The organism is Bradyrhizobium sp. SPXBL-04, assembly GCF_051853035.1.
Classification (GTDB): Bacteria; Pseudomonadota; Alphaproteobacteria; order Rhizobiales; family Xanthobacteraceae; genus Bradyrhizobium; species Bradyrhizobium zhanjiangense.
On the sequence record NZ_CP182472.1, the window covers coordinates 414314 to 441186 of the forward strand.

General features: G+C 65.1%; 24 protein-coding genes and 1 tRNA gene. 8 read left to right on the plus strand and 17 right to left on the minus strand.

The window, feature by feature from the left end; genetic code table 11:
• Positions 1-273: 273 nt before the first annotated feature.
• From ACNJX8_RS01960 to proB, 7 genes are all read right to left on the minus strand, one after another.
• A complete protein-coding gene (locus tag ACNJX8_RS01960; RefSeq protein WP_128930672.1) occupies positions 274-1629 on the minus strand; it encodes a S41 family peptidase in 1356 nt (451 codons plus the stop codon).
• Positions 1626-2960 (minus strand): murein hydrolase activator EnvC family protein, encoded by a 1335-nt coding sequence (locus tag ACNJX8_RS01965; RefSeq protein ID WP_439362053.1) that lies wholly within the window; start codon positions 2958-2960, stop codon positions 1626-1628. Before ACNJX8_RS01965 ends, ACNJX8_RS01960 begins: the two co-directional genes overlap by 4 nt.
• 32 nt (positions 2961-2992) lie before the next feature.
• Positions 2993-3475, minus strand: coding sequence for a 23S rRNA (pseudouridine(1915)-N(3))-methyltransferase RlmH (gene rlmH, locus ACNJX8_RS01970; protein WP_128930673.1), 483 nt, complete (start codon positions 3473-3475; stop codon positions 2993-2995).
• A 94-nt stretch (positions 3476-3569) separates the two neighbouring features.
• Positions 3570-3926 carry a ribosome silencing factor gene (gene rsfS, locus ACNJX8_RS01975; protein ID WP_091893134.1) on the minus strand — a complete coding sequence of 119 codons (357 nt, stop codon included), beginning with the start codon at positions 3924-3926 and terminating at the stop codon, positions 3570-3572.
• A 214-nt stretch (positions 3927-4140) separates the two neighbouring features.
• Positions 4141-4785, minus strand: coding sequence for a nicotinate-nucleotide adenylyltransferase (locus tag ACNJX8_RS01980; RefSeq protein ID WP_439359376.1), 645 nt, complete (start codon positions 4783-4785; stop codon positions 4141-4143).
• A 20-nt stretch (positions 4786-4805) separates the two neighbouring features.
• Complete coding sequence (locus ACNJX8_RS01985) at positions 4806-6101, minus strand: glutamate-5-semialdehyde dehydrogenase (protein ID WP_439359377.1); 1296 nt, start codon at positions 6099-6101, stop codon at positions 4806-4808.
• A gap of 143 nt (positions 6102-6244) precedes the next feature.
• Positions 6245-7366, minus strand: a complete 1122-nt coding sequence (proB, locus tag ACNJX8_RS01990; protein ID WP_091893138.1) for a glutamate 5-kinase — start codon at positions 7364-7366, stop codon at positions 6245-6247.
• Positions 7367-7563: 197 nt separating this feature from the next.
• Between proB and ACNJX8_RS01995 the strand changes: the two genes are divergently transcribed.
• Positions 7564-8529: a Bug family tripartite tricarboxylate transporter substrate binding protein gene (locus ACNJX8_RS01995; protein ID WP_439359378.1), complete on the plus strand. Its 966-nt coding sequence runs from the start codon at positions 7564-7566 to the stop codon at positions 8527-8529.
• Positions 8530-8964: 435 nt separating this feature from the next.
• On the opposite strand, the gene ACNJX8_RS02000 is transcribed toward ACNJX8_RS01995, so the two are convergent.
• The 3 genes from ACNJX8_RS02000 to ACNJX8_RS02010 all read right to left on the minus strand — a co-directional run bounded on the left by ACNJX8_RS02000 (position 8965) and on the right by ACNJX8_RS02010 (position 12404).
• Positions 8965-10599 carry an alkaline phosphatase family protein gene (locus ACNJX8_RS02000; RefSeq protein WP_439359379.1) on the minus strand — a complete coding sequence of 545 codons (1635 nt, stop codon included), beginning with the start codon at positions 10597-10599 and terminating at the stop codon, positions 8965-8967.
• 197 nt (positions 10600-10796) lie between these two features.
• On the minus strand, positions 10797-11837 hold the full coding sequence (gene obgE, locus ACNJX8_RS02005; RefSeq protein ID WP_128942479.1) for a GTPase ObgE: 1041 nt from the start codon (positions 11835-11837) through the stop codon (positions 10797-10799).
• 84 nt (positions 11838-11921) lie between these two features.
• The gene (locus ACNJX8_RS02010; protein WP_439359380.1) at positions 11922-12404 is read right to left on the minus strand and encodes a MaoC family dehydratase; all 483 of its coding nucleotides are present in this window, start codon (positions 12402-12404) and stop codon (positions 11922-11924) included.
• 263 nt (positions 12405-12667) lie between these two features.
• Here ACNJX8_RS02010 and ACNJX8_RS02015 point away from each other — a divergent pair, with 263 nt between their 5' ends.
• Positions 12668-13582 (plus strand): DMT family transporter, encoded by a 915-nt coding sequence (locus ACNJX8_RS02015; RefSeq protein WP_128930678.1) that lies wholly within the window; start codon positions 12668-12670, stop codon positions 13580-13582.
• 207 nt (positions 13583-13789) lie between these two features.
• On the opposite strand, the gene ACNJX8_RS02020 is transcribed toward ACNJX8_RS02015, so the two are convergent.
• The 3 genes from ACNJX8_RS02020 to rplU all read right to left on the minus strand — a co-directional run bounded on the left by ACNJX8_RS02020 (position 13790) and on the right by rplU (position 15294).
• Entirely contained in the window at positions 13790-14383 is a 594-nt protein-coding gene (locus tag ACNJX8_RS02020; protein ID WP_164935160.1) for a GNAT family N-acetyltransferase, read from the minus strand.
• Between the two features lie 152 nt (positions 14384-14535).
• A complete protein-coding gene (gene rpmA / locus ACNJX8_RS02025) occupies positions 14536-14805 on the minus strand; it encodes a 50S ribosomal protein L27 (RefSeq protein ID WP_128942462.1) in 270 nt (89 codons plus the stop codon).
• Positions 14806-14907: 102 nt separating this feature from the next.
• A complete protein-coding gene (gene rplU / locus ACNJX8_RS02030; RefSeq protein WP_439359381.1) occupies positions 14908-15294 on the minus strand; it encodes a 50S ribosomal protein L21 in 387 nt (128 codons plus the stop codon).
• Positions 15295-15627: 333 nt separating this feature from the next.
• Between rplU and ACNJX8_RS02035 the strand changes: the two genes are divergently transcribed.
• Positions 15628-16758 (plus strand): ROK family protein, encoded by a 1131-nt coding sequence (locus ACNJX8_RS02035; protein WP_439359382.1) that lies wholly within the window; start codon positions 15628-15630, stop codon positions 16756-16758.
• 382 nt (positions 16759-17140) lie between these two features.
• Here ACNJX8_RS02035 and ACNJX8_RS02040 read toward each other — a convergent pair whose 3' ends face one another.
• Complete coding sequence (locus ACNJX8_RS02040; protein WP_439359383.1) at positions 17141-18004, minus strand: alpha/beta fold hydrolase; 864 nt, start codon at positions 18002-18004, stop codon at positions 17141-17143.
• Positions 18005-18141: 137 nt separating this feature from the next.
• Between ACNJX8_RS02040 and ACNJX8_RS02045 the strand changes: the two genes are divergently transcribed.
• A tRNA-Ser gene (locus ACNJX8_RS02045) sits at positions 18142-18231 on the plus strand.
• Between the two features lie 3 nt (positions 18232-18234).
• On the opposite strand, the gene ACNJX8_RS02050 is transcribed toward ACNJX8_RS02045, so the two are convergent.
• On the minus strand, positions 18235-19134 hold the full coding sequence (locus ACNJX8_RS02050) for a LysR family transcriptional regulator (RefSeq protein WP_439359384.1): 900 nt from the start codon (positions 19132-19134) through the stop codon (positions 18235-18237).
• Positions 19135-19250: 116 nt separating this feature from the next.
• Here ACNJX8_RS02050 and ACNJX8_RS02055 point away from each other — a divergent pair, with 116 nt between their 5' ends.
• Positions 19251-20891, plus strand: coding sequence for an FAD-dependent oxidoreductase (locus ACNJX8_RS02055; protein ID WP_439359385.1), 1641 nt, complete (start codon positions 19251-19253; stop codon positions 20889-20891).
• Positions 20892-20962: 71 nt separating this feature from the next.
• Positions 20963-21943 (plus strand): Bug family tripartite tricarboxylate transporter substrate binding protein, encoded by a 981-nt coding sequence (locus ACNJX8_RS02060; protein ID WP_439359386.1) that lies wholly within the window; start codon positions 20963-20965, stop codon positions 21941-21943.
• A gap of 118 nt (positions 21944-22061) precedes the next feature.
• Here ACNJX8_RS02060 and ACNJX8_RS02065 read toward each other — a convergent pair whose 3' ends face one another.
• Entirely contained in the window at positions 22062-23048 is a 987-nt protein-coding gene (locus ACNJX8_RS02065; protein ID WP_439359387.1) for a Bug family tripartite tricarboxylate transporter substrate binding protein, read from the minus strand.
• Between the two features lie 541 nt (positions 23049-23589).
• On the opposite strand from ACNJX8_RS02065, the gene ACNJX8_RS02070 reads away from it, so the two are divergent.
• Entirely contained in the window at positions 23590-24861 is a 1272-nt protein-coding gene (locus ACNJX8_RS02070) for a DUF2157 domain-containing protein (RefSeq protein WP_439359388.1), read from the plus strand.
• On the plus strand, positions 24858-25472 hold the full coding sequence (locus ACNJX8_RS02075; protein WP_439359389.1) for a GDYXXLXY domain-containing protein: 615 nt from the start codon (positions 24858-24860) through the stop codon (positions 25470-25472). Before ACNJX8_RS02070 ends, ACNJX8_RS02075 begins: the two co-directional genes overlap by 4 nt.
• A gap of 4 nt (positions 25473-25476) precedes the next feature.
• Here the strand turns inward: ACNJX8_RS02075 and ACNJX8_RS02080 are convergent, their stop codons facing one another.
• Positions 25477-26844: a PLP-dependent aminotransferase family protein gene (locus tag ACNJX8_RS02080; RefSeq protein WP_439362054.1), complete on the minus strand. Its 1368-nt coding sequence runs from the start codon at positions 26842-26844 to the stop codon at positions 25477-25479.
• Between the last annotated feature and the right edge of the window lie 29 nt (positions 26845-26873).

The window sequence follows — 26873 nt, forward strand, 5'->3', positions numbered from 1 at the left end:
CGGGATAGGCCGGGGATGCGTGATCGAATCGGCTGCACCCTTGACGCAGGTGCGCTCCCTCTCCCGCTCGCGGGAGAGGGTTGGGGAGAGGGTGTCTCCGCAGAGAGAGACTCCCCCAGAGGAGAAAGCCCTCACCCGCACCTTCGGCGCGACCTCTCCCGCAAGCGGGAGAGGTTAGGAAGCGTCGCTCCTCCGGGGCCACGGGCCTAAGTACCAAGCAAAAAGGGCGGCCTCCTGGAGCCGCCCTTTGCGAGAGATTCGTCTAAGCCGATTCTAGTTCGCCGCTTTGGGCTTGTCGGCGGCGGCCTTGTCGCCACCCGGCGTGGGCGCGGCCGAGGCGCTGTTCTTGATGCCGTGGAGCAAATCGTCGGCGAGCTTGAGCGCCTTGTCGTCCTTGGCATCCGGCGGGACGTAGGACTGCGAGCCGGTCTTCTCGTCGCCGTCGTTCTTGAGGTGGCCGCGCAGCGACGCTTCGCCCTTGGTGTCGGTGCGGGACTTCAGCTCGTCCGGCACGTCCTGAAGCACTTCGATGTCGGGCACGATGCCCTTGGCCTGGATCGACTTGCCCGACGGCGTGTAGTAGCGCGCCGTGGTCAGCCGCAGCGCGCCATTGCCGCTTCCGAGCGGAATGATGGTCTGCACCGAGCCCTTGCCGAACGAGCGCGTGCCGACGATGGTCGCGCGCTTGTGGTCCTGCAGCGCGCCGGCGACGATTTCCGACGCCGAGGCCGAGCCGCCATTGACCAGCACGATGACCGGCTTGCCCTTGGTGAGGTCGCCTGCATGCGCGGTGCGGCGCTGGGTCTCCTCGGCATTGCGGCCGCGGGTCGAGACGATCTCGCCCTTCTCCAGGAAGGAGTCGGAGACGGTGACCGCTTCCTCCAGCAGGCCGCCCGGATTGTTGCGGAGGTCGATGATGTAGCCCTTCAGCTTGTCGCCGATCTGGTTCGAGAGATTGGTGACCTCACGCTTCAGGCCTTCGGTGGTTTGCTCGTTGAAGGTGGTGATGCGGATGTAAGCGATGTCGTCGGCTTCGACGCGCGCGCGCACCGAGCGGACGCGGATGTTGTCGCGCACCAGCGTGACGTCGAGCGGATTGTCCTGGCCCTTGCGGATGATCTTGAGCTTGATCTTGGTGTTGACCGGACCGCGCATCTTCTCGACCGCCTGGTTCAGGGTCAGGCCCTGCACCGCCTCGTCGTCGAGATTGGTGATGATGTCGTTGGCCATGATGCCGGCGCGCGAGGCTGGCGTGTCGTCGATCGGCGAGACCACCTTGATCAGGCCGTCTTCCATCGTGACCTCGATGCCGAGGCCGCCGAACTCGCCGCGGGTCTGCACCTGCATGTCGCGGAAGCTCTTGGCGTCCATGTAGCTCGAATGCGGATCGAGGCCGGTGAGCATGCCGCTGATGGCGGATTCGATCAGCTTGGTGTCATCGGGCTTCTCGACATAGTCGGAGCGCACGCGCTCGAAGACGTCGCCGAACAGATTGAGCTGGCGATAGGTGTCCGCGGTGGCGGCTCGCGCGCTGGAGCCCATGAACACTGCGCGCGGCTGGGTCACGAACAGCGTCAGCGCGGCGCCGGTGGCTGCGCTGAGGAGGATTACTGAAGTCTTGCGCATCATCCGCGAACCTTCTCGCCTTCATTTGCGGCCCACCATGGGCCTGGATCGATTGGAGTGCCGTCCTTACGGAACTCGACATAGAGCACAGGTTGACTCGCGTTCGTGGCGAGAATGGAGGCGACTTGAGAGGTCGACCCCATGGTCGCGACCGGCTCCCCCGTGAGCACAAACTGTCCGATGTTGACCGAAATGCGCTCCATCCCGGCGATCAAGACATGATACCCGCCACCAGCGTTAAGGATCAAGAGTTGTCCATAGCTGCGGAAGGGGCCGGCATAGACCACCCAGCCGTCACACGGCGTTGTGACCTGGGAGCCGGGCTTGGTGGCCAGCGAAATGCCCTTCTGGACCCCGCCGACGCCATCGGAACCGCCAAAGTCCCTGATCTTGTTACCGTTAACCGGAAGAGGCAGGAGCCCCTTGGCCGACGCGAAGGCAATCGCGGGTGTGGTCCGGGACCGATCCTTGAAAGCGGCCGGACCAGACTTGGCACCGGTATTCGCGCTGGCGGCCGCCTTCGCCTCGGCCTGCTTGGCCGCCTCGGCCGCCTTCTCAGCAGCCTTGGCGGCGCTTTGCAGATCCTGCTCCATCTTGGTGATCAGGCCCTGGAGATCACCGACCTGCTTTGACAGCATGATCGCGCGCGAATTCTCGGCGTCGAGGTCCTTTTCCCGCGCAGCCTGCTGGCGCTGCCGCTCGTCGACCAAAGCAGTGAGCCGGCTCTGGTCGTTGCGGACCCTGTCGCGGTCCAGGGCGAGCTGGTCGCGTTCGCTGGCGATGTTCTTGCGCAGCGCCACGAGCTCGCCGAGCTCGCCGGCGATCACCTCGGCACGGCCGCGCAATTCCGGCACAACCGCGCCGAGCAGCATCGCCGTGCGCAGGGATTGCAGCGCGTCTTCGGGACGCACCAGCAGCGCCGGCGGCGTGCGCCTGCCGGCGCGCTGCAAGGCGGCCAGCACTTCGACAATGTCGGCGCGGCGCGAATCGAGCGAGGCGCGCATCTGTTGCTCGCGGCCGTTGAGGTTTCGCAGCCGGGCTTCGGCTTCGTCGATCTTGGTCTCGACGGAGCGCACATTGGCGGCGGTGTCGATCAGCTGCTGATTGAGCTGAGTGCGGTCCTGGCCGAGCGCGGTGATCTCGGCCTTGAGCTTGGCCTGCGCTTCCTCGGCGCTTTTCTGCCTGGCGCGGGCGGCCTCGAGCTCCTGCTCACGCTGCTTGATCGCATCGGGCGAGACGGCCGCGGTCTGCGGCGGCGTCGCCGTCTGAGCTTGCGCGAAGCTTACGCCGGCGAGGCCAGTGATCAGCAACAGGTTGAGGAGCGGCGCTCGCATCTTGTCGGCAAAGGTGCTCGTTATGACGCGCATCACGCGCGGTGATAGGGGTGGCCGGCCAGAATGGTGGCGGCCCGATAAAGCTGTTCCAGAAGCATGACGCGGACCATTTGGTGCGGCCAGGTCGCAGAGCCGAACGCGATCGCGAGCTTGGCCTTACGGCGCAATTCGGGCGAAAGTCCGTCCGCCCCTCCGATCACGAAGATAGTATGTCCGGCACCCTCGTCGCGCCAGCGCCCGAGATGCCGTGCGAATACGGTGGAATCCAGATTCTGGCCGCGCTCGTCCAGCGCCACCAGGATCGACTTTTCCGGAATATGCGCGCTTATCGCCGCGGCTTCTTCAGCCATCCGCGTCGCGGAGTCGCGCGCACGGCTTTCCGGGATTTCGTGGACGGTGAGCTCGCGGAATCCGAGCTTGCGGCCGGCCTCGTCGAACCGCTCGAAATAGCGGTCGGCAAGCTCCCGTTCGGGGCCCTGCTTCAGCCGGCCCACGGCAATGATGGCAACACGCATGATGGCTTCAGCGTCGTGTTTCAGGGTCGCGCGCATCAAGCGCGCGCACGACGCTACCATGCGCGTCAGCCGATTCGAAATCGGCTCAGTGAGCCTAGATCGCCTTCGCCGCCCCTGGGCCCTGCGTGTACAATCGCTCGAGATTGTAGAACTCGCGGACCTCGGGTCTGAACACGTGCACGATCACATCGCCGGAATCGATCAGAACCCAGTCGCAATTGGGCAAGCCCTCGACATGGATGTTCCTGATGCCGTTTTCCTTGAGGCCCTTCGTGACGTTGTCCGCGATCGCGCCGACGTGCCGGTTCACCCGGCCGGTGGTGACGATCATGTAGTCGGAGTACGTCGATTTGCCGCGAAGGTCGATGGTGACCGTCTCTTCCGCCTTCATGTCCTCGAGGCGGGAGAGGATCAGGCTCAGCGTCTTGTCGGCGTCGGGTTGCGCCTTCAAGGCCGCAGCTTTGGTCGATGTTTTACGCGTAGGCTTAGCAACCTTGGGTAAAACAGACTTGGACAATACAGATGTGGCCAGGGACCATTCCTTTCACTGTATCGCGAACGCCGAATCCGACGCTCACTGGTGACACTACATCATGTGGGGTTAAGGCTTTCAATATGCCAGAGAGCCCCAAATCCACACACTCCGTCTCACTTCGTACCTTTTCTCACTTCGTACCTTTCCAGCTCCCGTCCGGGTTCCGCAGGCCCGTCGAGGAGAGATTCAGCTTCAATCCGGTCAAAAACACCCAGGCCGGCGCCGGCTGGTCCGCAAGCAGTGCTGCCTTGTCCTCGGGCAGGCGGTAGCGCGATAGCGCTTGGCCTGCGGGCGAGGCGAGGGCGCGAAAACTCTGCGGGGGGCGATCGATGACTGCCATCGGCACCTGGGCGGCGATGCGCCGCCAGTCCTGCCAACGGTGGAATTGAGCGAGGTTGTCGGCGCCCATGATCCAGACAAAGCGCAAGCCAGAGAAGCGGCGGCGCAAGATGTTGATCGTGTCGATGGTATAGTGGGTACGAATGACGGATTCGAGACAGCTCACCTCGATCCTGGGATCGTTGGCGACCTCGCGCGCCGCCTGCATGCGCGCGCCGAGCTCTTGCAATGCGCCGTTCTCCTTGAGCGGATTTCCCGGCGTCACCAGCCACCAGACGCGATCGAGTTGCAATCGCTTCAGCGCGAATTGGCTGATGGCGCGATGGGCCTGATGCGGCGGGTTGAACGAACCACCGAGCAGGCCGATGCGCATGCCCTCCGTATGGGGCGGGACCGCTTGCGCCACGAAATGCGGCACGACGAATGTGTTGCTCAATACCCGCCCCGCGACGTTGCTTACGGCCGCGTCTGCCCGGTGCCGCGAACGCGATATTTGAAGCTCGTCAACTGTTCGGCGCCGACAGGGCCGCGGGCATGGAAGCGGCCGGTGGCGATGCCGATCTCGGCGCCGAAGCCGAACTCGCCGCCATCGGCGAACTGCGTCGAGGCGTTGTGCAGCACGATTGCGGAATCGACCTCGCTCAGGAATTTGTTTGCGGCGGTCTCATCCGCGCTCACGATGGCATCGGTGTGATGCGAGCCGTGGTTCTGGATGTGCGCGATGGCGCCGTCGACGCCGTCGACCACTTTCGCTGCGATGATCGCATCGAGATATTCGGTGTCCCAATCGTCTTCGCTGGCAGGCTTTACGCGCGCATCGGTCTTCTGCACGGCATCGTCGCCGCGCACTTCGCAGCCGGCCTCGATCAGCATCTCCACCAGCGGCTTCAGGCTCTTTGCGACTCCCGCGCGATCTACCAGCAGCGTCTCGGCGGCGCCGCAGACACCGGTGCGGCGCATCTTGGCGTTGAGCACGATCGACTTCGCCATGGCGAGGTCGGCGCTGCCGTCGACATAGACGTGGTTGACGCCTTCGAGATGTGCGAACACCGGCACGCGCGCTTCCTGCTCGACGCGCGCGACGAGGCTCTTGCCGCCGCGCGGCACGATCACGTCGATGGCGCCGTTCAACCCTGATAGCATCATGCCGACCGCCGCGCGGTCGCGCGTCGGCACCAGCGTGATCGAGGCTTCAGGCAGGTCCGCTTCGCGCAGGCCCTGCACCAGGCACTCATGGATGGCGCGGCAGGAACGAAAACTGTCGGAGCCGCCACGCAGGATCACGGCATTGCCGGACTTCAGGCACAACACGCCGGCGTCCGCCGCAACGTTCGGCCGGCTCTCGAAAATCACGCCGACGACGCCGAGCGGCACGCGCACGCGCTCGATGGTCATGCCGTTGGGCCGCTGCCAGCTTTCGGTGACGACACCGACCGGATCGGCAATGCCGCGCACGATGCCGATGCCCTCGGCCATCCCTTCGACGCGCGCCGGTGTCAGCGTCAGGCGGTCGATGAAGGCGGAGGTCGCATTGCCGGAGGCGCGGGCCTCGGCGACGTCCTCGGCGTTGGCGGCGAGGATCGCCGCCGCGTTGCCGCGGATCGCCCGCTCCATGGCTTCCAGCGCCCGGTTCTTTTGCTCCGGCGGCGCCAGCGCCAGCACTCGCGCGGCGGCGCGGGCCTTGGCGGCGAGATCGGACATCAGCGCCTGGAGATCGGCATTGCCGTCGACGGCTTTGAGGGGGGCGGCCATGGGGTCAACCTTCTGCTAAGGCGGTGTCCTAGCACGGAAATCCCGCGTCTGCGAAGGGCGGGGAGGGTATGGCTGGTTTCCCCGGTCGCGACGGGCTGGGTCGCTGGCCTACCCGGTCTCTTGCAAAAGGGCCGCTGCGGCCCTTACCCGCCGACCACCAGGTCGTCGCGGTGGATCATCTCGGACCTGCCGCTGATGCCGAGGATGGCCATCACGTCCGGGGAGGAGCGGCCCTTGATCCGCTCGGCGACCTCGGCGTCATAGGCGATCAGGCCGCGCCCGACCTCGCTGGCGTCGGGACCGCGCACGATCACGGCATCGCCGCGGGCAAACTGACCCTCGACCTTGATCACGCCGGCCGGCAGCAGGCTGGCGCCGGCGCGCAGCGCCGTCACCGCGCCGGCATCGATGGTCAGCGTGCCCTTCGGCTCCAGCGTGCCGGCGATCCAGCGTTTTCGCGAGGTGATGGGATTGGCCGGCGTCAGGAACCAGGTGCAGCGGCCGCCATCGGCGATCGCCTGCAGCGGATGTTCGATCTTGCCGGAGGCGATCAGCATATGCGTGCCGCCTGTCGTGGCGATCTTGGCTGCCTCGACCTTCGTGCGCATGCCGCCGCGCGACAGCTCGGACTCGGCATCTCCGGCCACACCCTCGATCTCCGAGGAGATGCTCTCGACCACCGGAATCAGCTTTGCGTTCGGGTTGTTCTTGGGTGGGGCGTCGTAGAGGCCGTCAATGTCGGAGAGCAGCACCAGGAGGTCGGCGCTCGCCATGGTGGCGACGCGCGCGGCGAGGCGGTCATTGTCGCCGTAGCGGATCTCGTTAGTGGCGACCGTGTCGTTCTCGTTGATCACGGGAATCGCGCGCCACTCCAGCAGCTTGCCGATGGTGGAACGCGCATTGAGGTAGCGGCGGCGCTCTTCGGTGTCCTGGAGCGTCACCAGGATCTGGCCGGCGCCGATGTCGTGCGCCCCGAGCACCTCCGACCAAATCCGCGCCAGCGCGATCTGGCCGACGGCGGCGGCGGCCTGGCTCTCCTCCAGCTTCAGCGGACCGCGCGGCAATTTGAGTCGGCTGCGGCCGAGCGCGATCGAGCCCGAGGAGACCACCAGCACGTCGCGGCCTTCGCGGTGCAGTTTTGCCATGTCGTCCGCCAGCGCAGCCAGCCAGGACGCCCGCACCTCGCCCCTGTCGGAATCGACCAGCAGCGCGGAGCCGACCTTGACGACGATACGGCGGAATTGACTGAGTTCGGGGCTGGCCATGTGTATTTGTGCTGGCGCTGGATGCGAATTGCTCGGGAAACGGCGGAGCGACGGCGGCGCCGATGAGTCCTGCTTTTGCAGCAGGACGGTGACCGGCGCAAGGCAGCCGGCATGGTAAACGGCGCATGTCGGCCTTGTCTCGGGCGTCCGCCTGGCTCTAATTGCTGCCAACCAAAATGGGCTGAAAGAGGAAACGAATGGATCGCCGCAAATTCATGGCCGGATGCTTGGGGCTGCCGCTGCTGGCGCAGGCGGGTGGGGCGCAAGCGCAGGCCGGGCTCACAAAGGTCATCTTCCCGTTCGCAGCGGGAGCTGGCGGCGACACGCTGTGTCGGCTGATCGCGCAGGAGATGGCGCCAGCGTTGCAACGGACCGTCGTCGTCGAGAACCGCACCGGCGGCGACGGCCTGATCGGCATCAAGGCGGTGAAGGGTGGCAGTCCCGACGGCAGCATGGTGCTTGTGACGACGGGGCCGACCATGTATCTGCTGCCAATGGTGGAGACGACACCGAGCTTCGACACGGCCAAGGACTTCATGCCGGTGTCGCTGCTGGCGCGGTTCGAATTTGCGCTGGTGATCAACCCGACTGTCGAGGCCGCTGATTTCAAGAGCTTCGTGGCCTGGCTCAAGGCGCATCCGGACAAGACCTCGTTTGGGGTGCCGAGCAATGGCACCATTCCGCATTTCATGGGCTCCAAGCTCGAGAAGGACCTCGGCATTCCCCTGACCCGCGTGCCCTATCGCGGCAGCGCGCCCATCCTCAACGACATCGTCGGCGGCCACGTCTCGTTCGGCATCACGACCTTGGCCGACGCTCTGCCGCAACATCGCGCCAAGGGTGTGAAGATCATCGCGGTCGCGAGCGCGGAACGATCGCCGTTTGCGCCAGACGTTCCGACGCTGAGGGAGAGCGGCATCGATCTCGTTGCGGATGCCTGGTACGGCATGTGGCTTCCGGCCGGCAGTCCGCCGGAGTTCGCCAGCAAGCTCGGCGCCGCCGCAAGCGCCGCGCTCGCCAAGCCCGAGGTGAAGGAGAAGCTCACCGCGATCGGGCTCATTCCGGTCGGGTCCACGCCGGAAGGATTGACGAAGGAGCTCGCAGCGAACATCGCGTTGTGGCAACCGATCGTGAAGGCGACGGGATACAAGATCGAGAATTGAGTCTTCTCCCTCTCCCCGCTTGCGGGGAGAGGGTTGGGGTGAGGGGGGGTCTCCGCGGGGCCGGTGAGAGTTGGACTCGCGGAGAGTCCTCCTCACCCGGATCGCATCTCGCGATGCGATCCGGCCTCTCCCCGCAAGCGGTAGGGCTATCGCATATGGCGTGAATAATGCTTCGGCATCGGCAGTGGGCTCCCTCTCCCGCTTGCGGGGGAGGGCTGGGGTGGGGGTGCCTCCGCGTCGGGATTGTCGAGAATTGCGGAGGCGATCCCAATGCGGTGAGAGCCCTCACCCGCCGCGCTCGGGACGATGCTTCGCATCGCCCGGGACGCGTCGGCCTCTCCCGCAAGCGGGAGAGGCGGAGCAAACTCGCGGGTGGTCCCCGCGAAATGCATATGCGATAGCCCTACCGCAAGCGGGGAGAGGCAAAGAGCGCCTCTACATCTTCGCGCGCTGTGCGATGCCATCCTTGATCGCCGCAAGCTCGGCTTCGTCCCAGATGCCGATCAAAATGCCGCCCTTCACCTGCAGCTGGTTATCCGCATAGGCCGCGATCTTCTCGCGCGGGGTGGTGATGTGGTCGTTCGGATGCAGCGCCCAGTCGAACAATTCAGTCTGCAATCGCGCGATGATGCCGGCGCAATCAGGATCGTCGCCGCGATCCAAAAACTCTTCCGGATCAGTTTCGAGGTCATACAGCATCGGGCGGAAGCCGGAGGCGTGGATGTATTTCCAGCGGCCGTCGAACACCATGAACAGGCGGCAGCGCTCGATTGGCTGGTTCAGCTTCAGTCGCACATCCTGCATGGCATAGTCGTATTCGGAGAACGCCACCTTGCGCCAATCTGACGGCGTCGGGCCACGCAGCAGCGGCAGCAGCGAGCGCCCTTCGAGGATGTGGCCCGGCACCTTGCCGCCGAAATAGTCGACGAAGGTCGGTGCAAGATCGATCGCCTCGACCAGCGCATCGCTGCGCGTGCCGCGCGTGGTGTCGGCTTCCCTGGACGGATCGATGATGATCAGTGGTATCTTGGCTGACTGCTCGTGGAACAGGTCCTTCTCGCCCATCCAGTGATCGCCGAGATAGTCGCCGTGATCGGAGGTGAACACGATCATGGTTGTTTCCAAGAGGCCGCGTTCCTCCAGAAACTTGATCAGCACGCCCATCTGGTCGTCGATCTGGGTGATCAGGCCCATATAGGTCGGGATCACCTTCTCGCGGGCATCATCGCGCGCCATGTTGCGGGAGTAGCGCATGTCCATATAGGCGCCGAACACCGGATGCGGATTCTGCCGCTCACGCTCGGAGCGGATCACCGGGATCATGTCATCAGTCGAATACATGCTCGCATAGGGCTCGGGCGCGATATAGGGCCAGTGCGGCTTGATGTAGGACAGATGCAGGCACCACGGCCGGCCATCGGTCTCGGCCTCACTGATGAAGTCCATCGCGCGCCGCGTCATGTAGGGCGTCTCGGAGTGCTCGTCTGGCACGCGCGCGGCCTTGTCGGCATGCACCAGCAGCCACCCATTCTGCAAGCTACCGTCGTCCGCCGCGCCGGAATTGGCCCAATGCTCCCAGGGATTGGTGGCCTCAAAACCCTGCTGGCGCAGATACTCGTCGTATTTCGGCCGCGGCCGGCCGGTCGGATGCAGGCCGTCGTCACGCTCATAGGGCTCGAAGCCGCATTCGGCGACATGCACGCCGATGATCGATTCCGGGGGGATACCGAGCGCCTTCATGCCCTCGAGATCGGGCGCCATGTGGGTCTTGCCAACCAGCACGTTGCGCACGCCGATTTTGCCCAGATGATCGCCGAGCGTCGGCTCGCCGACACGCAGCGGCCAGCCGTTCCAGTGCGAGCCGTGCGAGCGCATGTAGCGCCCGGTATAGAACGACATCCGCGACGGGCCGCAGATCGGCGACTGCACGTAAGCCTTGCTGAAAAGCACGCCACGCTTGGCCATGGCGTCGATGTTCGGCGTCTTCAGCGTGGGATGGCCGGTGCAGCCGAGATAGTCATAGCGAAGCTGGTCGCACATGATCCAGAGAACGTTCTTCGCGCGCGCCATGCGTCTCGCTCCGTACTTCGTTTGCCGGATATTGCGCTATCGATGGCGCGAAGAAAACCTCTCCCGAAGGGAGAGGTCGGCGCGTAGCGTCGGGTGAGGGGTTACGGTCTCTCGTGGGACCTGAGCCCCCTCACCCGATTTGCTGCGCAAATCGACCTCTCCCAGTCGGGGAGAGGTGTCGAGAGAGTGTCGTCTTACTACGCCGACCACGGCTCCGCTTCAGCGGCGCTTTTCGCCTTGGCGGAGACCGGGCTCTCGCCGATCACGTCGGCCAGCGCGCGCAGCGCTTCCTTGACGCCCTGGCCGGTCGCGCCGGACAGCAGCAGCGGCGTCTTCTTGGCGGCGCGCTTCAGGCGGTCCTTCTGCTTCTTCAATTCGTCCGGCTCGACCGCGTCGATCTTGTTGAGCGCGACGATCTCGATCTTGTCGGTGAGCTGGCCGCCATAGGCCTCCAGCTCCGTCCGCACCGTCTTGTAGGCCTTACCGGCGTGCTCGCTCGTCGCATCGACGAGATGCAGCAGCACGCGGCAGCGTTCGACATGGCCGAGGAAGCGGTCGCCGAGGCCGGCGCCTTCATGCGCGCCTTCGATGAGACCCGGAATATCCGCCAGCACGAATTCGCGGCCGTCGGCATTCACGACGCCGAGCTGCGGATGCAGCGTGGTGAAGGGATAGTCGGCGATCTTCGGCTTTGCCGCGCTGACCTTGCTGAGGAAGGTCGACTTGCCGGCATTGGGCAGGCCGACGACGCCCGCATCCGCGATCAATTTCAGCCGCAGCCAGATCCAGCGCTCTTCGCCCACCTGGCCGGGATTGGCGTTGCGCGGCGCGCGGTTGGTCGACGATTTGAAATGCGCGTTGCCGAAGCCGCCATTGCCGCCCTCGGCCAGCACGAATTTTTCGCCGACCTTGGTGAAGTCGTGGATCAGCGTCTCGCGGTCTTCGTCGAAGATCTGCGTGCCGACCGGGACCTTCAGCACGATGTTCTTGCCGTTGGCGCCGTGGCGGTCCGAGCCCATGCCATTCTCGCCCTTCTGGGCCTTGAAATGCTGCTGGTAGCGGTAGTCGATCAGCGTATTGAGGCCGTCGGCGACCTCGATGATCACATTGCCGCCGCGGCCGCCATTGCCGCCGGAGGGGCCGCCGAATTCGATGAACTTCTCGCGGCGGAACGCCACGCAGCCGTTCCCGCCGTCACCGGAGCGGATATAGACCTTTGCTTCGTCGAGGAATTTCATGGGCCATAGGTAGGCCAGCTCGCCCGGCCCGGCAACCCGAATTGACCCGTGCATCGGCGGAAATTCCGCGATTTTGGGGCGTGCTTAACCTGCGGGCCTTTTCCTTATCAGGAATTTCTGCGTGCCCTCCAGCACCAGCTCCTTGCGCTGGTTGAACACGGTGCTTTTGAGCGTGACGACGCCGGTCGTGCGACCCGGCACCAACTCGGTGACTTCGAGCGCGGGATAAAGGGTGTCGTCGGCGAACACCGGCTCGAGAAACCGGCTTGATTGCTCGAGGAAGCCGACCAGGGACTCCTCGACCATGAACGGAAACAGGCCGGCACCGGGCGCGGTGTGAATCAAGGTCTGGAAGCCGTGGGCGAGCAGATGCGGCATGCCGCGGGCGCGACAATATTCCACGTCGTAGTGCACCGGATGGGTGTCGCCGCTTGCGGTCTGGAATGCCGCGAACACGGCGGAAGTCTGAGTGCGGCTCGGCAGCACGAAACGCTCGCCGAGGACGAAATCCTCAAACCAGCGTTGCGTTGGGATCATGCGATGCTGGGAGGGATCGAAATCGGTCATGCCGCGTCCTTTCGTCGGTATGAGTTCTATCGCTACCGCGATGCGAAGAGTGCGACAATCCGTTCAATTCGGCGCAAGTGGGCTTGTCCAGCGCGCCTGCGTCATTAAAACGACCGAAGCGACACTACTCGCCGTTTTTCGACGCTTCCTCCGCTCGTCATTGCGAGCGAAGCGAAGCAATCCAGACTGCTTCCGTGGAAACAGTCTGGATTGCTTCGTCGCAAGAGCTCCTCGCAATGACGGGTCTTCCACGAACGACAGCAATGCCCTTCTTCAAGAATCTCTCCGCCTATGACGACCGCTCGGCACGGCTGGCCGGCATCGCCTTGATGGTGCTGTCGATCTTCATGTTCTCGTTCGGCGACGCCATGGGCAAGTTCCTGGTCGGCACCTATTCGGTGGGGCAGCTCTTGTTCCTGCGCGCCTGCGCGGCGCTGCTCTTGCTGTCGCCGCTGATCTGGCGGCAGCGTCACCACTTCCTGCAGCTGGAGCGGCCGCGCCTGCAGCTGTTTCGCGTCGTGCTGTCGACGCTGGAGGTGGCTGCCTTCTTCCTCGCGACCGTCTATCTGCCGCTCGCCGACGTCATCACCTATTATCTGGCCGGCCCGATCTTCGTCACCGCGATGTCGGCGATCTTTTTGGGCGAGAAGGTCGGCTGGCGGCGCTGGACCGCCATCCTGATCGGTTTCTGCGGCGTCTTGATCGCGCTGCGGCCTTCCGCGCAGACTGTCAGCCTGCCGGCACTGATCGCGCTCGGCGGCAGTCTCTCCTTCGCAACGCTGATGCTGATCACGCGCAGCCTGCGCAAGACGCCCGACATCGTGATGGCGTCCTCGCAATTCATCGGCACGTTTTCGCTGGGTGCCGTGCTCTCTGCATTTCACTGGGTGCCGCCGACATCGGGCAGCCTCGTGATCTTCGCGCTGGCGGGATGCGTCTCGGTCACCGCGCTGTTCTGCGTCAACCGCTCGCTGAAGCTCGCGCCGGCCAGTGTCGTGGTGCCCTACCAATATTCGATGATCGTCTGGGCCGTGATCTTCGGCTTCGTCGTGTTCGGCGACGTGCCTGAAGTCGCCACCATCGTCGGCGCCGCCATCATCATCGGCGCCGGGTTCTACATTTACTTGCGGGAACGCGATTTGGGGCGTGAGAACGCCGAGGTGAATCCGCCCGCTTAGCTCTTACCCTCCCTGGAGTCCCCTGGAGGGGGAGGTCGCTCGCGCGCCGTGCGAGCGGGGTGGGGTGACAGTCTTTCCGCGAAGATGGTGCTTGGATTGGCGGTGGTGGGTGAGACCATTGCTGTGGCTTCACCCCACCCCGCTGCGCATTCCGCTTCGCTGCATGCGCATCGACCCTCCCCCTTCAGGGGAGGGTGATCGGTGCACCTACCTCATCCGCCTCGCACTGCTCCAGCTCTTCAGCGACGCCCACACGCCGCGTGACAGGCGGAAGCAATCGACGGGCGTGGACGATCCCAGCGCCAGGAAGCGGTGCAGCTGGACGCCGCTCCACTGGAAGCCGCACTTCTCCAGCACCTTGCGCGAGGCCGGGTTGGTGACGCGCGCGCCGGCATAGAGATGATCGTCCTCGAACTCCTCGAAGAAGAAGTCGATCGCGCCGCGTGCGGCCTCGGTGGCAAAGCCCTGGCCCCAATGCTCGACGCCGAGCCAGTAGCCGAGCTCGGCATTGTCGGGCGTGGAGCAGTCGATGCCGACCATGCCGATCGGCCCGCTGTCGTGCTCGATCAGGAACACGGTCTCGCTGCCGAGCGCGGCGGTGGCGCGGATGAATTCAACGGCGTCGTCCTGCGAATAGGGATGCGGCAGGCGGCGGGTGTTTTCTGCGATGCGGCGGTCGTTGGCGAGCCGGGCGATGGTCCTGACGTCGGCGAGTGTCGGCCGCCGCAAGGTCAGCCGCTCGGTGGCGACGACACTCGGTCTCGCCTCCTGCAAGGTCACGCTCGAGAAATCCTGCAACATGTCCGGCTCCTGGAAAGTCACTAAGTCAAAGTGAGCAAGTCAAAGAAAAGGGGAGGCCGGTTTCCCGCCTCCCCTGGAGCCTTCGATCTCTATGATCTCTAGGACTCCGCCGGTTTGGTCAGGACCCGGCGGATTCCCATTTGATCCGCCGTCTATTCAGCCGCCTCTGCGATCGGGAGCACCGATACGAAGGTGCGGCCCTTGGCTTTGGCCTGGAACGCAACACGACCTTCGACCTTGGCGAACAAAGTGTGGTCCGTGCCCATGCCGACATTAAGGCCGGGGTGCCAGGTGGTGCCGCGCTGACGCGCAATGATGTTGCCGGGAGCGACGATCTCCCCGCCGAACGCCTTGATGCCGAGGCGCTTGCCCTTGGAATCGCGTCCGTTACGCGATGAACCGCCTGCTTTTTTGTGAGCCATGGCTCGTCTCCGAAATCCTACGTATGTCTAGATCAATTCCTTGACGGAATCATTTCACGATTTCTCACGCATCAATTCGTGAATTGGCGTGATCAAATCTCGTTATTCGGCGGCTTCCTTCGCGGACTCCTTGGCCACCTTCTCCTTCTTCGGACGCGGGCCCTTGGTGGGCTTGGCGCCGTCGGTCAGGATCTCGCTGACGCGCAGCACCGTGATCTCGTCGCGGTAGCCGCGCTTGCGGCGCGAGTTCTTGCGGCGGCGCTTCTTGAACGCGATGACCTTCGGTCCGCGCTTGTGGTCGAGCACCTCGACCGCAACGGACGCGCCTGCGACCGTCGGGACGCCCAGGACCGGCGTGTCGCCGCCGACCACCAGAACTTCATTCAACTGCACGATCGTGCCGACTTCGCCGGCGATCTTGCCTACTTCGAGAACATCATCCGGCACGACGCGGTATTGCTTGCCGCCGGTTTTGATGACTGCGAACATCGTTTTTTTCCTTCGTGTTCAATCCCGGCCTCGCGACAGTTTGTCGGGGCCGGCTTTTTGTCAGTCGCTACGGGTTTATGCGAGCTTTGTGCGGGCGGGAGGTATCCCTTTGAAAACCCACGCAAAAGCAAGCGGCGCGAGAAACGCCCCGCGCCGGCTGTCGGACTTATAGCCGCCGGACGCCGCAAGTCAAGGAAAAGCGAGCGAAAACGGTCAGGATTTGAAGGATTTCGGTCCATTCCGGCGTGTCGGCCGAATCTGCGGCCGGCTTGAAACCAACGGGTTCCCTCCCCGTTGTGTCCTCGCAAATCGGACACGCGGGCAAGGGCTATCATGGCAACAGACCAGCTGGTCAACACGACGGGCATCGCCCAGCACGGAGCGAGCCGGCTGCCATCGGTCGACGTCGACAGCTTCAACATCGAGCTCAAGGACGACGAGGGCTTTCTGGGGGACCGCGCCAGCAAGGGCGCGTTCCGCGAGATCCTCGAAGAGTGGCGCAAGCCGCTTCGCAATAGCGGCGAAGATCCCTTCGGCGACGAGCCGTCCGACAAGATCAGCAAGAAGGCCCTCGATGCTGTTCTGGTCGGCGACAATACCGAGGCCACGGCCGTCGTGCATAGCGCGATCGAGGATTTCGCGCAGGAGCTCGCTTACGTCACGCGGCGGTTCCTCAAGACCAAGGCCTGGGCCAAGACCGACTGCATTGTGGTCGGCGGCGGCTTTCGCGCGAGCCGGCTCGGCGAAATTGCCATTGCCCGGGCCGAGATCATCCTCAAGTCGGAAGGCTTCAAGGTCGATCTGGTGCCAATCCGATTCGATCCCGACGATGCCGGCTTGATCGGAGCCCTGCACCTCGCGCCGTCCTGGATTTTCGAGGCCTATGACAGCATCCTCGCGGTCGACATCGGTGGAACCAACATCCGCTGCGGGATCGTGGAGACACGCTGGAAGAAGGCGCCCGATCTGTCCAAGGCTGCGGTCTTCAAATCCGATCTGTGGCGCCATGCCGATGATGAGCCGAGCCGCGAGGCCGCGGTGAAGCGATTGGTCAAGATGCTCGAAGGCCTCATCGAGGATGCCGAAGCCGAAGGCTTCAAGCTCGCGCCGTTCATCGGCATCGCCTGTCCCGGCGTGATCGACGCGGACGGCTCCATCGAGAAAGGTGCGCAGAATCTGCCCGGCAATTGGGAGAGCAGCAAGTTCAACCTGCCGGCGAGCCTCGTCGAAGCCATCCCTGAGATCGGAGAGCACGACACCGCGGTCGTGATGCACAATGACGGCGTGGTTCAGGGCCTTGCGGAAGTGCCGTTCATGCAGCACGTCGACCGCTGGGGCGTGCTCACCATCGGCACCGGCCTTGGCAATGCGCGCTTCACCAACCGCCGCAAGGAGGGCGGCAACGGAAAAGACCGGGATTCCACGGAGAACGGCAAGAAAAAGGGCAAGAATGACAAGGAGTAACCTTGACCGGTTAGGTTAAGGGGCGGATTGCGTTGCGCGGTGCAGGCTGCACGCTAGGGTCGAATCGTCGCTTCACTCGGCCGGCGAAGCCGCCCTTCCCGGTCAGTATTTCAATGAGCGGCAAGGGACCGCCAGTGTTTACCGCGTCTGGCGGTCCCACCCCGTTTTTCTGACGCTTGCTCCGCCTCTCCCGCTTGCGGGAGAGGCGGACGCGCCCCGGGCGATGCGCAGCATCGTCCCGCGCGCGGCGGGTGAGGGCTCTCGCCGCGTCGGGACGTCCTCAGCAATCCAACAATCCCATTGTGGAAACACCCTCTCCCCGACCCTCTCCCGCAAGCGGGAGAGGGAGTGCACCTCCATCATCGCACGAGCTCCCCTTGATTCAGCTCCAGCCGATGCGCTGAAAGAACGCCGCGATCTCCACGGCCGCGCGATCCGGATCTTCCCGATGCGGGAAGTGCCCGACGTCCGGAAACATCGCCAGATCGAGCTCGCTGAAGGTTTCGCCGAGCCGATCGGTCCAGGCATAGGGAAACAGCGGGTCGTGCTCGGCCCAGCGCACGCAGGTCGGCACGTTGATCGGCGGCAGGCGCGGTGCCTCGCCCTTCATCATCGCGATGCGCCCGGCATGCGAGGCGCGATAATGCGCAAAGCCGCCGGCGAGATTGCCGTCCTTGAGGAAGTTGCCGGCGAAGGCGTCGAGCACGTCGTCGAAGGCATTTTTCCGATGCGCCCAGCCTTTCAGGAAATGGCTGATATAGAGCCGGCAGCTCTCGCGGCTGGCGCCGACGAGCGCCGGGGCCATCTCCATCTGGTGGAAGGACTGGTACCAGATGTGGTTGAGCCTATCGGGGGCCGCCATGCGCGGCCCGATGCCGGGATAGACGAAATCGAAGAAGAACAGCCCGGTGAGCCGTCCCGGTGCCTGCCGGGCCAGGGGCTGCATCACGGCGCCGCCGACGTCATGACCCACGACGCCGAATCGGTCGATGCCGAGCCCGTCCATCAGCGCCAGCATGTCCGCCGCATGGCCATCCGGCCCGTAAGGGCCATCGGGCTTGTCGCTGTCACCAAAGCCGCGCAAATCGGGCGCGATCAGCATGAAGCGATCCGAAAGCCTAGATATCACCGGCTCCCAGGTCCGCCAGAATTCCGGCCAACCATGCAGCAAAAGCACCGGTTTGCCCCGTCCTGCGCGAACCAGGTGGAAATCGGCGCCATTGGCCGCGATCGTCAGATGCTCCACGGCGGTTCCTTTCGGAATGAGAGGGAAGGGATGAAGCAGGCGGCGGATTTTCGCCTTTCGCGCCTTGTCTGGCCGGCCATCCTCGCCTATTACACGCCCCGACCACAGGGGTTCCTACCTCTTAATCGGCACCTTCAGGAGAGGTGGCAGAGTGGTTGAATGCACCGCACTCGAAATGCGGCATAGGTGCAAGCCTATCGGGGGTTCGAATCCCTCCCTCTCCGCCATTATCAAGTAGATCGCTCCGCTAGCACCGTCCTCGCCGTCGCCACAAACGCCTGCGCCGCCGGCGAGAGAGTTCGTCCCTGGCGCTGGAGCAGCGATACCGGGCGGGTGATGGCCGGGCGCACCAGCGGCTTCGCGATCAGTGTCGGGAATTGATCGGCCGGTAGCATCGTTGCGGGAAGGATGGCGAGGCCGAGGCCCTGCGCGGTCATGGCGAGCGCGGTGTTGATCAGCGTCACTTCATAGGTCGGCGAGAGGCGCTTGCCCTGCGCGCCCAATGCCTGATCGATCTGCATGCGGATCCGCGTCTCGCGCCGCATTGCAATCGTCGGGAGCTGTGACAGCTCATCCCATGTCAGCGCGCGCCGCGCAGCGAAGTCGGCGGTGCGGCGGCCGATTGCGCTCAGGCGACCGCGGGTCAGGGTCTCGACCGACATCTCCGCGATCTCGCCCTCCACGCTGCCGATCGCGAACTCTGCATCGGTTGCGATCATGCGCGGAACGAGATCGTCCGCGGCAACGTCGCGCATGTCGATCTCAATGTCCGGATAGCCTGCGCGGAATTTCGCCAACACCAAAGGCAGCAGCGCCGATGCGGCGCCGGCTGACGCGAGGAACACGACGCGACCTGCGCACGCCTGCGCGAGGTCATGCATGCGCCGTGACAGTCCTTGCGCATCGCTGAGCATCCGTTCGGCGGCATGAAAAGCTTCGTCGGCGGCCAGCGTTGGCTGCACGGACCGCGTGGAGCGATCGAACAGCCTGACGCCAAGTTGGACCTCGAGCTGCTGGACCAAGAGGCTCGCCGCCGATTGCGTGATCCCGAGCTCGCGCGCGGCCCGCGTGATGCTGCGCGTTCGGTACACGCCGGTGAAGGCCTGCAGCTGCCTCAAGGTGACATTCATAGGCAATGCTCATGAATTGATGAGTTCTTTCTGGCTTATCTCATAAGCGACCCTGCAATAAAATGCATGCTGCGTGGACGGCGAATCCGCGGGTGAAGCATGGGATGGAAACGAGCATGAGGACACAGGTGCTGGTGGTGGGCGCCGGGCCCGTCGGATTGACCGCGGCGATGGATCTGGCCTCGCGCGGGATCGACGTCGTCGTCGCGGAGATCCGCCATGCCGGCGATCCGCCCAGCGTCAAATGCAATCACGTTTCGGCGCGCTCGATGGAGATCTTCCGCCGGCTCGGCGTCGCCGCAAAGCTGCGCGACGCAGGCCTGCCGGCCGACTTCCCGAACGATTGCTCCTACCGGACCACCGCGACCGGCATCGAACTTTGCCGCATCGACATCCCCTCCCGCGCGCGCCGTTACACCGCAACCGGCGGTCCCGACACCTGGTGGCCGACGCCCGAGCCGCCGCACCGGATCAACCAGGTCTATCTCGAGCCGATCTTGTTTGGCCATGCCGCCGCGCAGCCGCGCATCACCATTTTGGCGCGCACGGAAATTACGGACATCGAACAGAACGACGGCCCTGTGATCGCGATAGGTCGCAACCTCGACAGCGGAAACCCGCTCCGTATCGAAGCCAACTTCGTGATCGGGTGCGATGGCAGCCGTTCGCTCGTGCGGAAATCGATTGGCGCGAGCCTGTCCGGGACGCCGGTGATCCAGCGCGTGCAATCGACCTATATCGAAGCTCCGCAACTCAAGGAACTGATGGGAGCGCACAAGCCTGCCTGGATGGTGCTTTCGCTCAACCCGCGGCGCTCCGGCACCACGGTTGCGATCGATGGTCACGACCGCTGGCTGATCCACAATCACCTGAAGCCCGACGAGCCCGAGTTCGATTCGGTCGATCGCGACTGGGCGATCCGCGCCATTCTCGGCGTCGATGCGCGCTTCGAATACCGGGTCCTTAGCAAGGAGGACTGGGTCGGGCGCCGGCTGGTGGCCGATCGCTTCCGCGATCGCAGGGTCTTCATCTGCGGCGACGCCGCGCATTTGTGGATGCCCTATGCCGGCTACGGCATGAATGCGGGCATTGCCGACGCCGTCGACCTCTGCTGGCAATTGGCGGCGCATCTGAACGGGTGGGCGCCGGCTTCAATTCTCGACGCCTATGAAGCGGAGCGCCAGCCCATCACCGAACAGGTGTCGCGCTTTGCGATGGACCACGCGATGAAGATGATGGCCCAGCGCAGCGGCGTCTCAGCGGAGATCGAGGACGCCACGCCGCGCGGTCACGCGGCGCGCGCAGCGCTGGCCAGGGCGGCGTACGATCTGAACGTGCAGCAATATTGCTGCGCCGGCCTCAACTTCGGCTACTACTACGACACCTCGCCGATTATCGCTTATGACGGTGAGACCCCGCCGGCTTACGCGATGGGAAGTTTTGCGCCTTCCACCGTACCCGGCGCCCGCGCGCCGCATCTCTTCCTGCGCGACGGCCGATCGCTCTACGATGCATTCGGGCCCGGCTATACATTGCTGCGGCTCGATCCGGCGATCGATGTGGCACGATTCAAGTCTGCCGCGGAGGAACGCGGTATGCCGCTCACGCTGGTCGACATCGCGCCGGACGAGGCGAACGGTGCCTATGCCGAGAAGCTGGTGCTGGTGCGGCCAGACCAGCACATCGCCTGGCGCGGGCAAGTCGCGCCCGACAATCCGCAAGGCTTGCTGGCACGCGTCACCGGCGCGGCGGCGTAAGGCGACATCAAGCTGCCCGGCCGACCCGTCTGGTTGGGACTCACAAACAAGAACGGACTGAGGAGGGAAATGTGTTTCACGCTGCGAGGCGCCGCATTCTGGCCGTGCTGACGGCCGCGACTTTCGCCGTGCTGCCGCTGGGGGGCGTTGAAGCGGCCTATCCGGAGCAATTGATCAAGATCATCGTGACGTTCCCGCCCGGCGGCAGCGCCGATACCGTGATCCGCGCGCTCGAGCCGCTGGTCACCGCCCAGCTCAAGCAAAGCCTGGTGATCGAGAACCGCGCCGGGGCAGGGGGCAACATCGGCATGGCCGCGGTCGCGCAAGCCAAGCCGGACGGCTATACGCTCGGTGTCGCGCCGGCAGGCAGCCTGACGGTGAATCCGCACCTCAATTCGTCAATGCCGTTCGATCCCAGGGATCTCGCGCCGATCACCCTGCTTGCGGAGATTCCCTTTGTGCTGGTGGCGTCTGCAAACGTGCCCGCGCACAATGCGGCGGAGACGATCGCGCTCGCCAAGGCAAAGCCAGGCGCGTTGTCGATCGGACATGGCGGCAACTCGACCGCCATGCATCTGACGGCAGCGCTGTTCGCGCAGAAGACGGGGATTAATATGGAGCTCGTACCCTATCGCGGGACCGCGCCGGCGACGGTCGATGTGCTCGCAGGGCACGTCCCGTTCGCTGTGCTGGATATCCCCGCATCGCGGCAGCTGATCCTCGAAGGCAAGCTCAACGCGATCGGCGTCTCCTCGGCGCGCCGTCTTGCATCCCTCCCTGACGTGCCGACTCTTGCCGAGAGCGGGATCGCGGGTTTCGAATCGGTCGGCTGGTTCGGTCTCGTTGCTCCGGCCGGGACGCCTGCGGATGTCGTCGGCCGACTGAACGAAGCCTTCACGAAGGCCCTGAAAGACCCGTCGGTGGTCGAGAAGATCCGCACCCTCGGCGCAGAGCCCGCGCCGACATCGCCTGAGCAGTTCGGCCGCTTCATTCAGGGCGAAAGCGCGAAATGGGGCAAGCTGATTGGCGAGGCCGGGATCAAGGCGAACTAAAGCGCGATGCGATGAGGATGAATCGTCATCCCGCTTTAGGTTGTTGTTTGAGCATGATCTTTTCGGAAAACCGCTGCGCACTTCGCGCTCACGCGGCCCTTCGGGTCCGGATCATGCTTTAACGCGCGGCGATGCCCGCGCTCTCGATCACCCGCTTGTAGCGTGCGGTCTCCTCGACGATGAACGGCTCCATCTCGGCCGGCCCCTTGTCGGCGATCGACACCTGGCCGTTGGTGGCGAGATCCGCGACGATGGCGGGGTCGGCGAGCACGGCGGCCAGCGCCTCAGAGAGCCTGCCCACGATTCTCGGGTCGGTTCCGGCTGGGACCGAGACCCAGGTCGAGCCGACACTGACGGCGTCCGGGTAGCCGACCTCGAGCACCGTGGGCGCGCCGGGCAGCGCGGCCAGCCGCGCCGTGCCGGTGGTGCCGAGCACCTTGACCTTGCCGGTGTCGATCAGCGGCCTGAGCACGGTAAGGTAGTCGAAGGAGACGTCCAGGATGCCCGACATCATGTCGGTCATCTGGCTCGAGCCCGACTTGTAAGGCACGTGGGTGAGCTTGATGCCGGCGGCGGCCTGGAACATCTCGCCGGCGAGGTGCTGGGCGGTGCCGGGGCCGGGGGAGCCGAAATTGACCTTGCCCGGGTTGGCCTTCGCGTACGCGACGAACTCAGCCAGCGTGTTGTAGGGCGCTGCCGCGGTCGCGACGAGGATCTGGTTCGACGAGCTCACGCCGCGGACGTGGACGTAGCTCTTGAGCGGGTCGTAGTTGAGCTTCGCCAGCCCCAGGTTCGGCTGGATCGTCATAGGCCCGCCGGAGGCGTAGAGCACGGTGTAGCCGTCGGGCTGGGCCCGGGCAACGAACTCCGTCCCAATGGTCCCGCCAGCGCCGGGGCGGTTCTCCACCACCACGGGCTGCCCAAGCCGCGTCCGCAGCAGCTCCGCGATCTTGCGCGAGACGAGGTCGGTGACGCCGCCGGCCCCGAATGGCACTACCCAGGTGATCGCGCGGTTCGGCCAGGATTCTGCGGCCGTCTCAGCCCCCGCGGCGCCCGCCTGGAGCGCCAGCGTCGTCGCGGCGACGAGGCACAAGAGCGCTCTCATCACCTTGGCGGCGATGCCTTCCATGGTTGCAGTTCTCCCTCGCTGCCGTGTGGCCGTTTATGGCCATGTTGACTGAAAGTTACAGCTGTGAGTCTCTTCCAACCATTGGCGCAATCTGAGCATCTCTTTTGCAGAATATGAAAAGATGGATGAATTGCCTTCAGGTCGTGGAACTGTTCATCAGCACGGTCCGCGAGGGCAGCTTCTCGGCGGCGGCCCGCCGCGCCGGGCTCTCGCCGACCTTGGTGTCGCTACATCGGCGAGCTCGAAGCGCAGTTCGGCGTGCAGCTGTTCAACTGCAGCATCTGATCGGACGCATCGGTCGCGATCTCTCGCCGGCTGCGCGCTTCAGCGCGGCATACTTGCGGGCGCTCAGCCGATCCACGACCGCAAGCTCGCCGGCTGACGTGTCGTGCAGCAACCGTCTATGCCCTCTGCAGACAGTGCGGTCTTGAACCCGCCATCGGCGGAATCCGACCAAGCAACATCCCGCCGGCTGACTGGCGGCAGCCGCCCGCCGGCAGTTAGGTGATCCCAGACGATGTTCGACAAAGCCTATCGGCAGCGCCTCGAAACCGATCTTGCGCAATGGGAGGCCGATGGCGTGATCGCGCCGGCGGTTGCCGCCTCCATCCGCAATGCACTGCCGCCGCTCCCGGCCGGCATCAACATCGCCGTGGTCGTCGCCATCGTCGGCGGCCTGTTGATCGCGGCGGCTTTCCTCGCCTTCGTCGCCGCGCACTGGACCGAGATCGCGCGGCTGCTGCGGTTCGCGATCCTGCTCGCCGGCATGGTCGGCGCCGGCGGCCTCGGGGCGTGGTTCGCAACGACGGGACGCACGGTTCTCGCCGATCTCTGTGCCAGCATCGGCGCCATCATCTTTGGCGCGGGCATCGCGCTTGTCGGCCAGATGTATCATCTCGGCGAGGACTTTGCCGGCGGCATGCTGCTGTGGTCGATCGGCGCATTTGCCGGGGCACTCTTGACCGGTTCGCGCGGTGCGCTCGCGGTCGGTCTCGTGGCCGCCTCGATCTGGACCTGCTTGCGGACTTACGACACGCCGGACGCCCTGCATCTTCCCTTTGTGGCAGTCTGGCTCATCGCCGCCGCGACGGCCTTCGCATGGAATTCTCGCGTGGCGGCGCATCTCGTCGCGATCGCGATGCTGCCGTGGTGGATCGCGACGTCGCTCCGCTTCGAATTCGATGGCGCGCAGCCATCATTCCTGCTTGCGAACGGCGCGGCGCTGTTGTTCGGCGCGGGGCTCGCGATCGCCGCATCGCCGTCGCCGAGGGCGCTCCGCCTCGGGAGCGTTCTGTCGATCTACGGGGCGTTTGCGCTGGCCGGCGTTGCCTTCCTCGAGGTGACGACAGTCGACGACATCGTCCGCTTCCGCACCGGCACGGTGCCAACTCAGCCGCTTTGGGCGATCCTGAGTGGGATTGCGGGTGTGATCCTGGCTCTCGCATCCGCCGGGATCACCAGGCGCGCCGGTGAAGTCCTGGCGGCATGCGCCATCGGGCTCGTGCTGCTCGCCGCGCCGATCTGGCCGGCATCTGCGGCCGGCGAGCCCTGGTTCGCCTATGCCGCGCTGCTCTGCGCCATGCTGTGCCTCGTCGTCTCCGGCATGCTCGATGAGGTGCGTCCGCGAATCGTTGCCGGCTGGCTCGGCATCGCCGGCGTAATCGCGGGTATCACCTGGGCCGTGAAGGGCTCGCTGCTGGGCCGCTCGGCCTTCCTTGCGGCGGCCGGAATCATCGCCGTCGGATTTGCGACCGCGCTCAATCGCATGCTGCCGAGGGCTGCGCGATGATCAAACTGGCCGCATCAGTCACAAAAATCTGGCAGCGCATTCCGAAAGCCGTGCTGTTCGGGGGCGCCGTCCTGCTTCAATGCGTGCTGCTGGTCCTGATGGTCGCCGATCGCATCCAGATCCTGCGCGAGGGCCGTGAGGTGACCTTGCAGACGCAGCCGGTCGATCCCCGCGATCTCCTGCGCGGCGACTATGTCGTGCTCCGCTATGAAATCTCGCAAGTGCCGGCCGGCGCGCTCGCCGGCAAGCCGGCCGCCGAACGCAATGCCGTCGTGTTCGTCAAGCTCGCGCCCAATGCCAGCGGCCTTTACGAGGCCGTCTCGGTGCATGCCGAGCCTGTCCCGGTCACGGCGCCTGAAGTGCTGATCCGCGGCCGCGTCGGCTATTCGGGAGGCGCCTGCGGCACAAACGGCCGCACCTTCTGTGACAAGCTGACGATCAAATACGGTCTCGAAAGCTATTTCGTGCCCGAAGGCGAGGGCAAGAAGCTCGAGCAGGCCCGCAACCAGCAGAAGCTGCGGGTCGTTGCCGCGGTGCTGCCCTCGGGCCGCGCCGCCATCAAGCGGCTGCTGCTCGACGGCGAGCCGGTGTATGAGGAGCCTTGGTACTAGGCGTCTATCGTTCGGTGCTCGCCTTCAACGCCCGCCGCAGCACTTCCCACATCCTGGGATCGCCCATCTGCGCCACGTTGAACCGCATGAAGTTCGATGCCGTCTGGGACACGCTGAACACATTGCCCGGTGCCAGCACCACATCCTCTTCGAGAGCCGCGCGCGCGACGGCCGTGGCATCCTGGCCGCCCGGAAGACGGCACCAGAGGAAGAAGCCGCCGCGCGGCGTCAGCCACGGCTCGATGCCGAGCGCCTGAAGCTTGCGCGCGACGTCGCGCCGGGCGCGCATGAGCCGTTGCCTGAGCTCGTCCACGTGCTTGCGATAGCTGCCGCCGGCCAGCACCTTTGCGATGATCTCGGTCGCGACCGGGCTTGAGCCGCCGAAGCTGGTTGCGACCTGGAGATCGACGAGATGCTCGATCCAGTCGGCGCGCGCGGCGATATAGCCGCAGCGCACCGAGGCCGATAGCGTCTTGGAGAAGCTGCCGATGCGGATCACGCGGGCGAGACCGTCGAGCGCGGCAAGGCGCGGCGAGCGCTCCGGCTCGAAGTCGCCGAAAATATCGTCCTCGACGATCGTGAGGTCGTGCGCGGCGGCCGCGCTCAGCAGCCGATGCGCAGTCGGAAGCGACAGCGTCGCGCCGGTCGGATTGTGCAGCGCTGAATTGGTGATGTAGAGCCGCGGCCGTTCGCTGGCGAGGACCTGCTCGAAGCTTGCGACGTCCGGACCCGATGGCGTGTAGGGCACGCCGACGATCTTCGCCTGGTGCGCCCGCAGCAAGGCGCGAAAATTAAAGTAGCAGGGATCATCGACCAGCACGGTGTCGCCGGGACGGAGCAGGAAGCGGCAGACGAGATCGGCACTTTGCGTGCCCGAGCCCGTGAGCATGAGCTGGTCGACCGACACCTCGATCGCATCTTCCGCAAGACGCGTTAGCAGCAGCCGGCGCAGTGCCGGCGAACCGCGCGTGCCGCCGTAGTCCGCCAATAGAGTCGCATGGGTCCGCGCGAGCGCGCGGATAGCGCGTCGCAGCGCCGCCTCCGGCATCCACTCCGGCGGCAGCCAGCCGCAGCCGGGCTTCAGCGCGGTCGTGTCTGCATCGAGCGACTGCCGCGAGACCCAGAATGGATCGACCTCCCGGTCGCGGCGCGGCTCGACCTCGGCAAGCGCAAGCGGCGGCATGACCGTCGGCGAGACGTAGAAGCCCGAGCCGCGACGGGCACGGATCAGCCCTTCCGCGGCCAGGCGGTCATAGGCCTCGACGATGGTGGAAGGCGAAACCCCCATCGTCGCCGCAAGGCTGCGGATCGATGGCAAGCGGTCGCCGGCACCGAGCGCGCGGCCCGCGACCTTGGTGCGGATGGCACTCATCACGTCTGCGGTCCGCGTTCCGTTGCGCC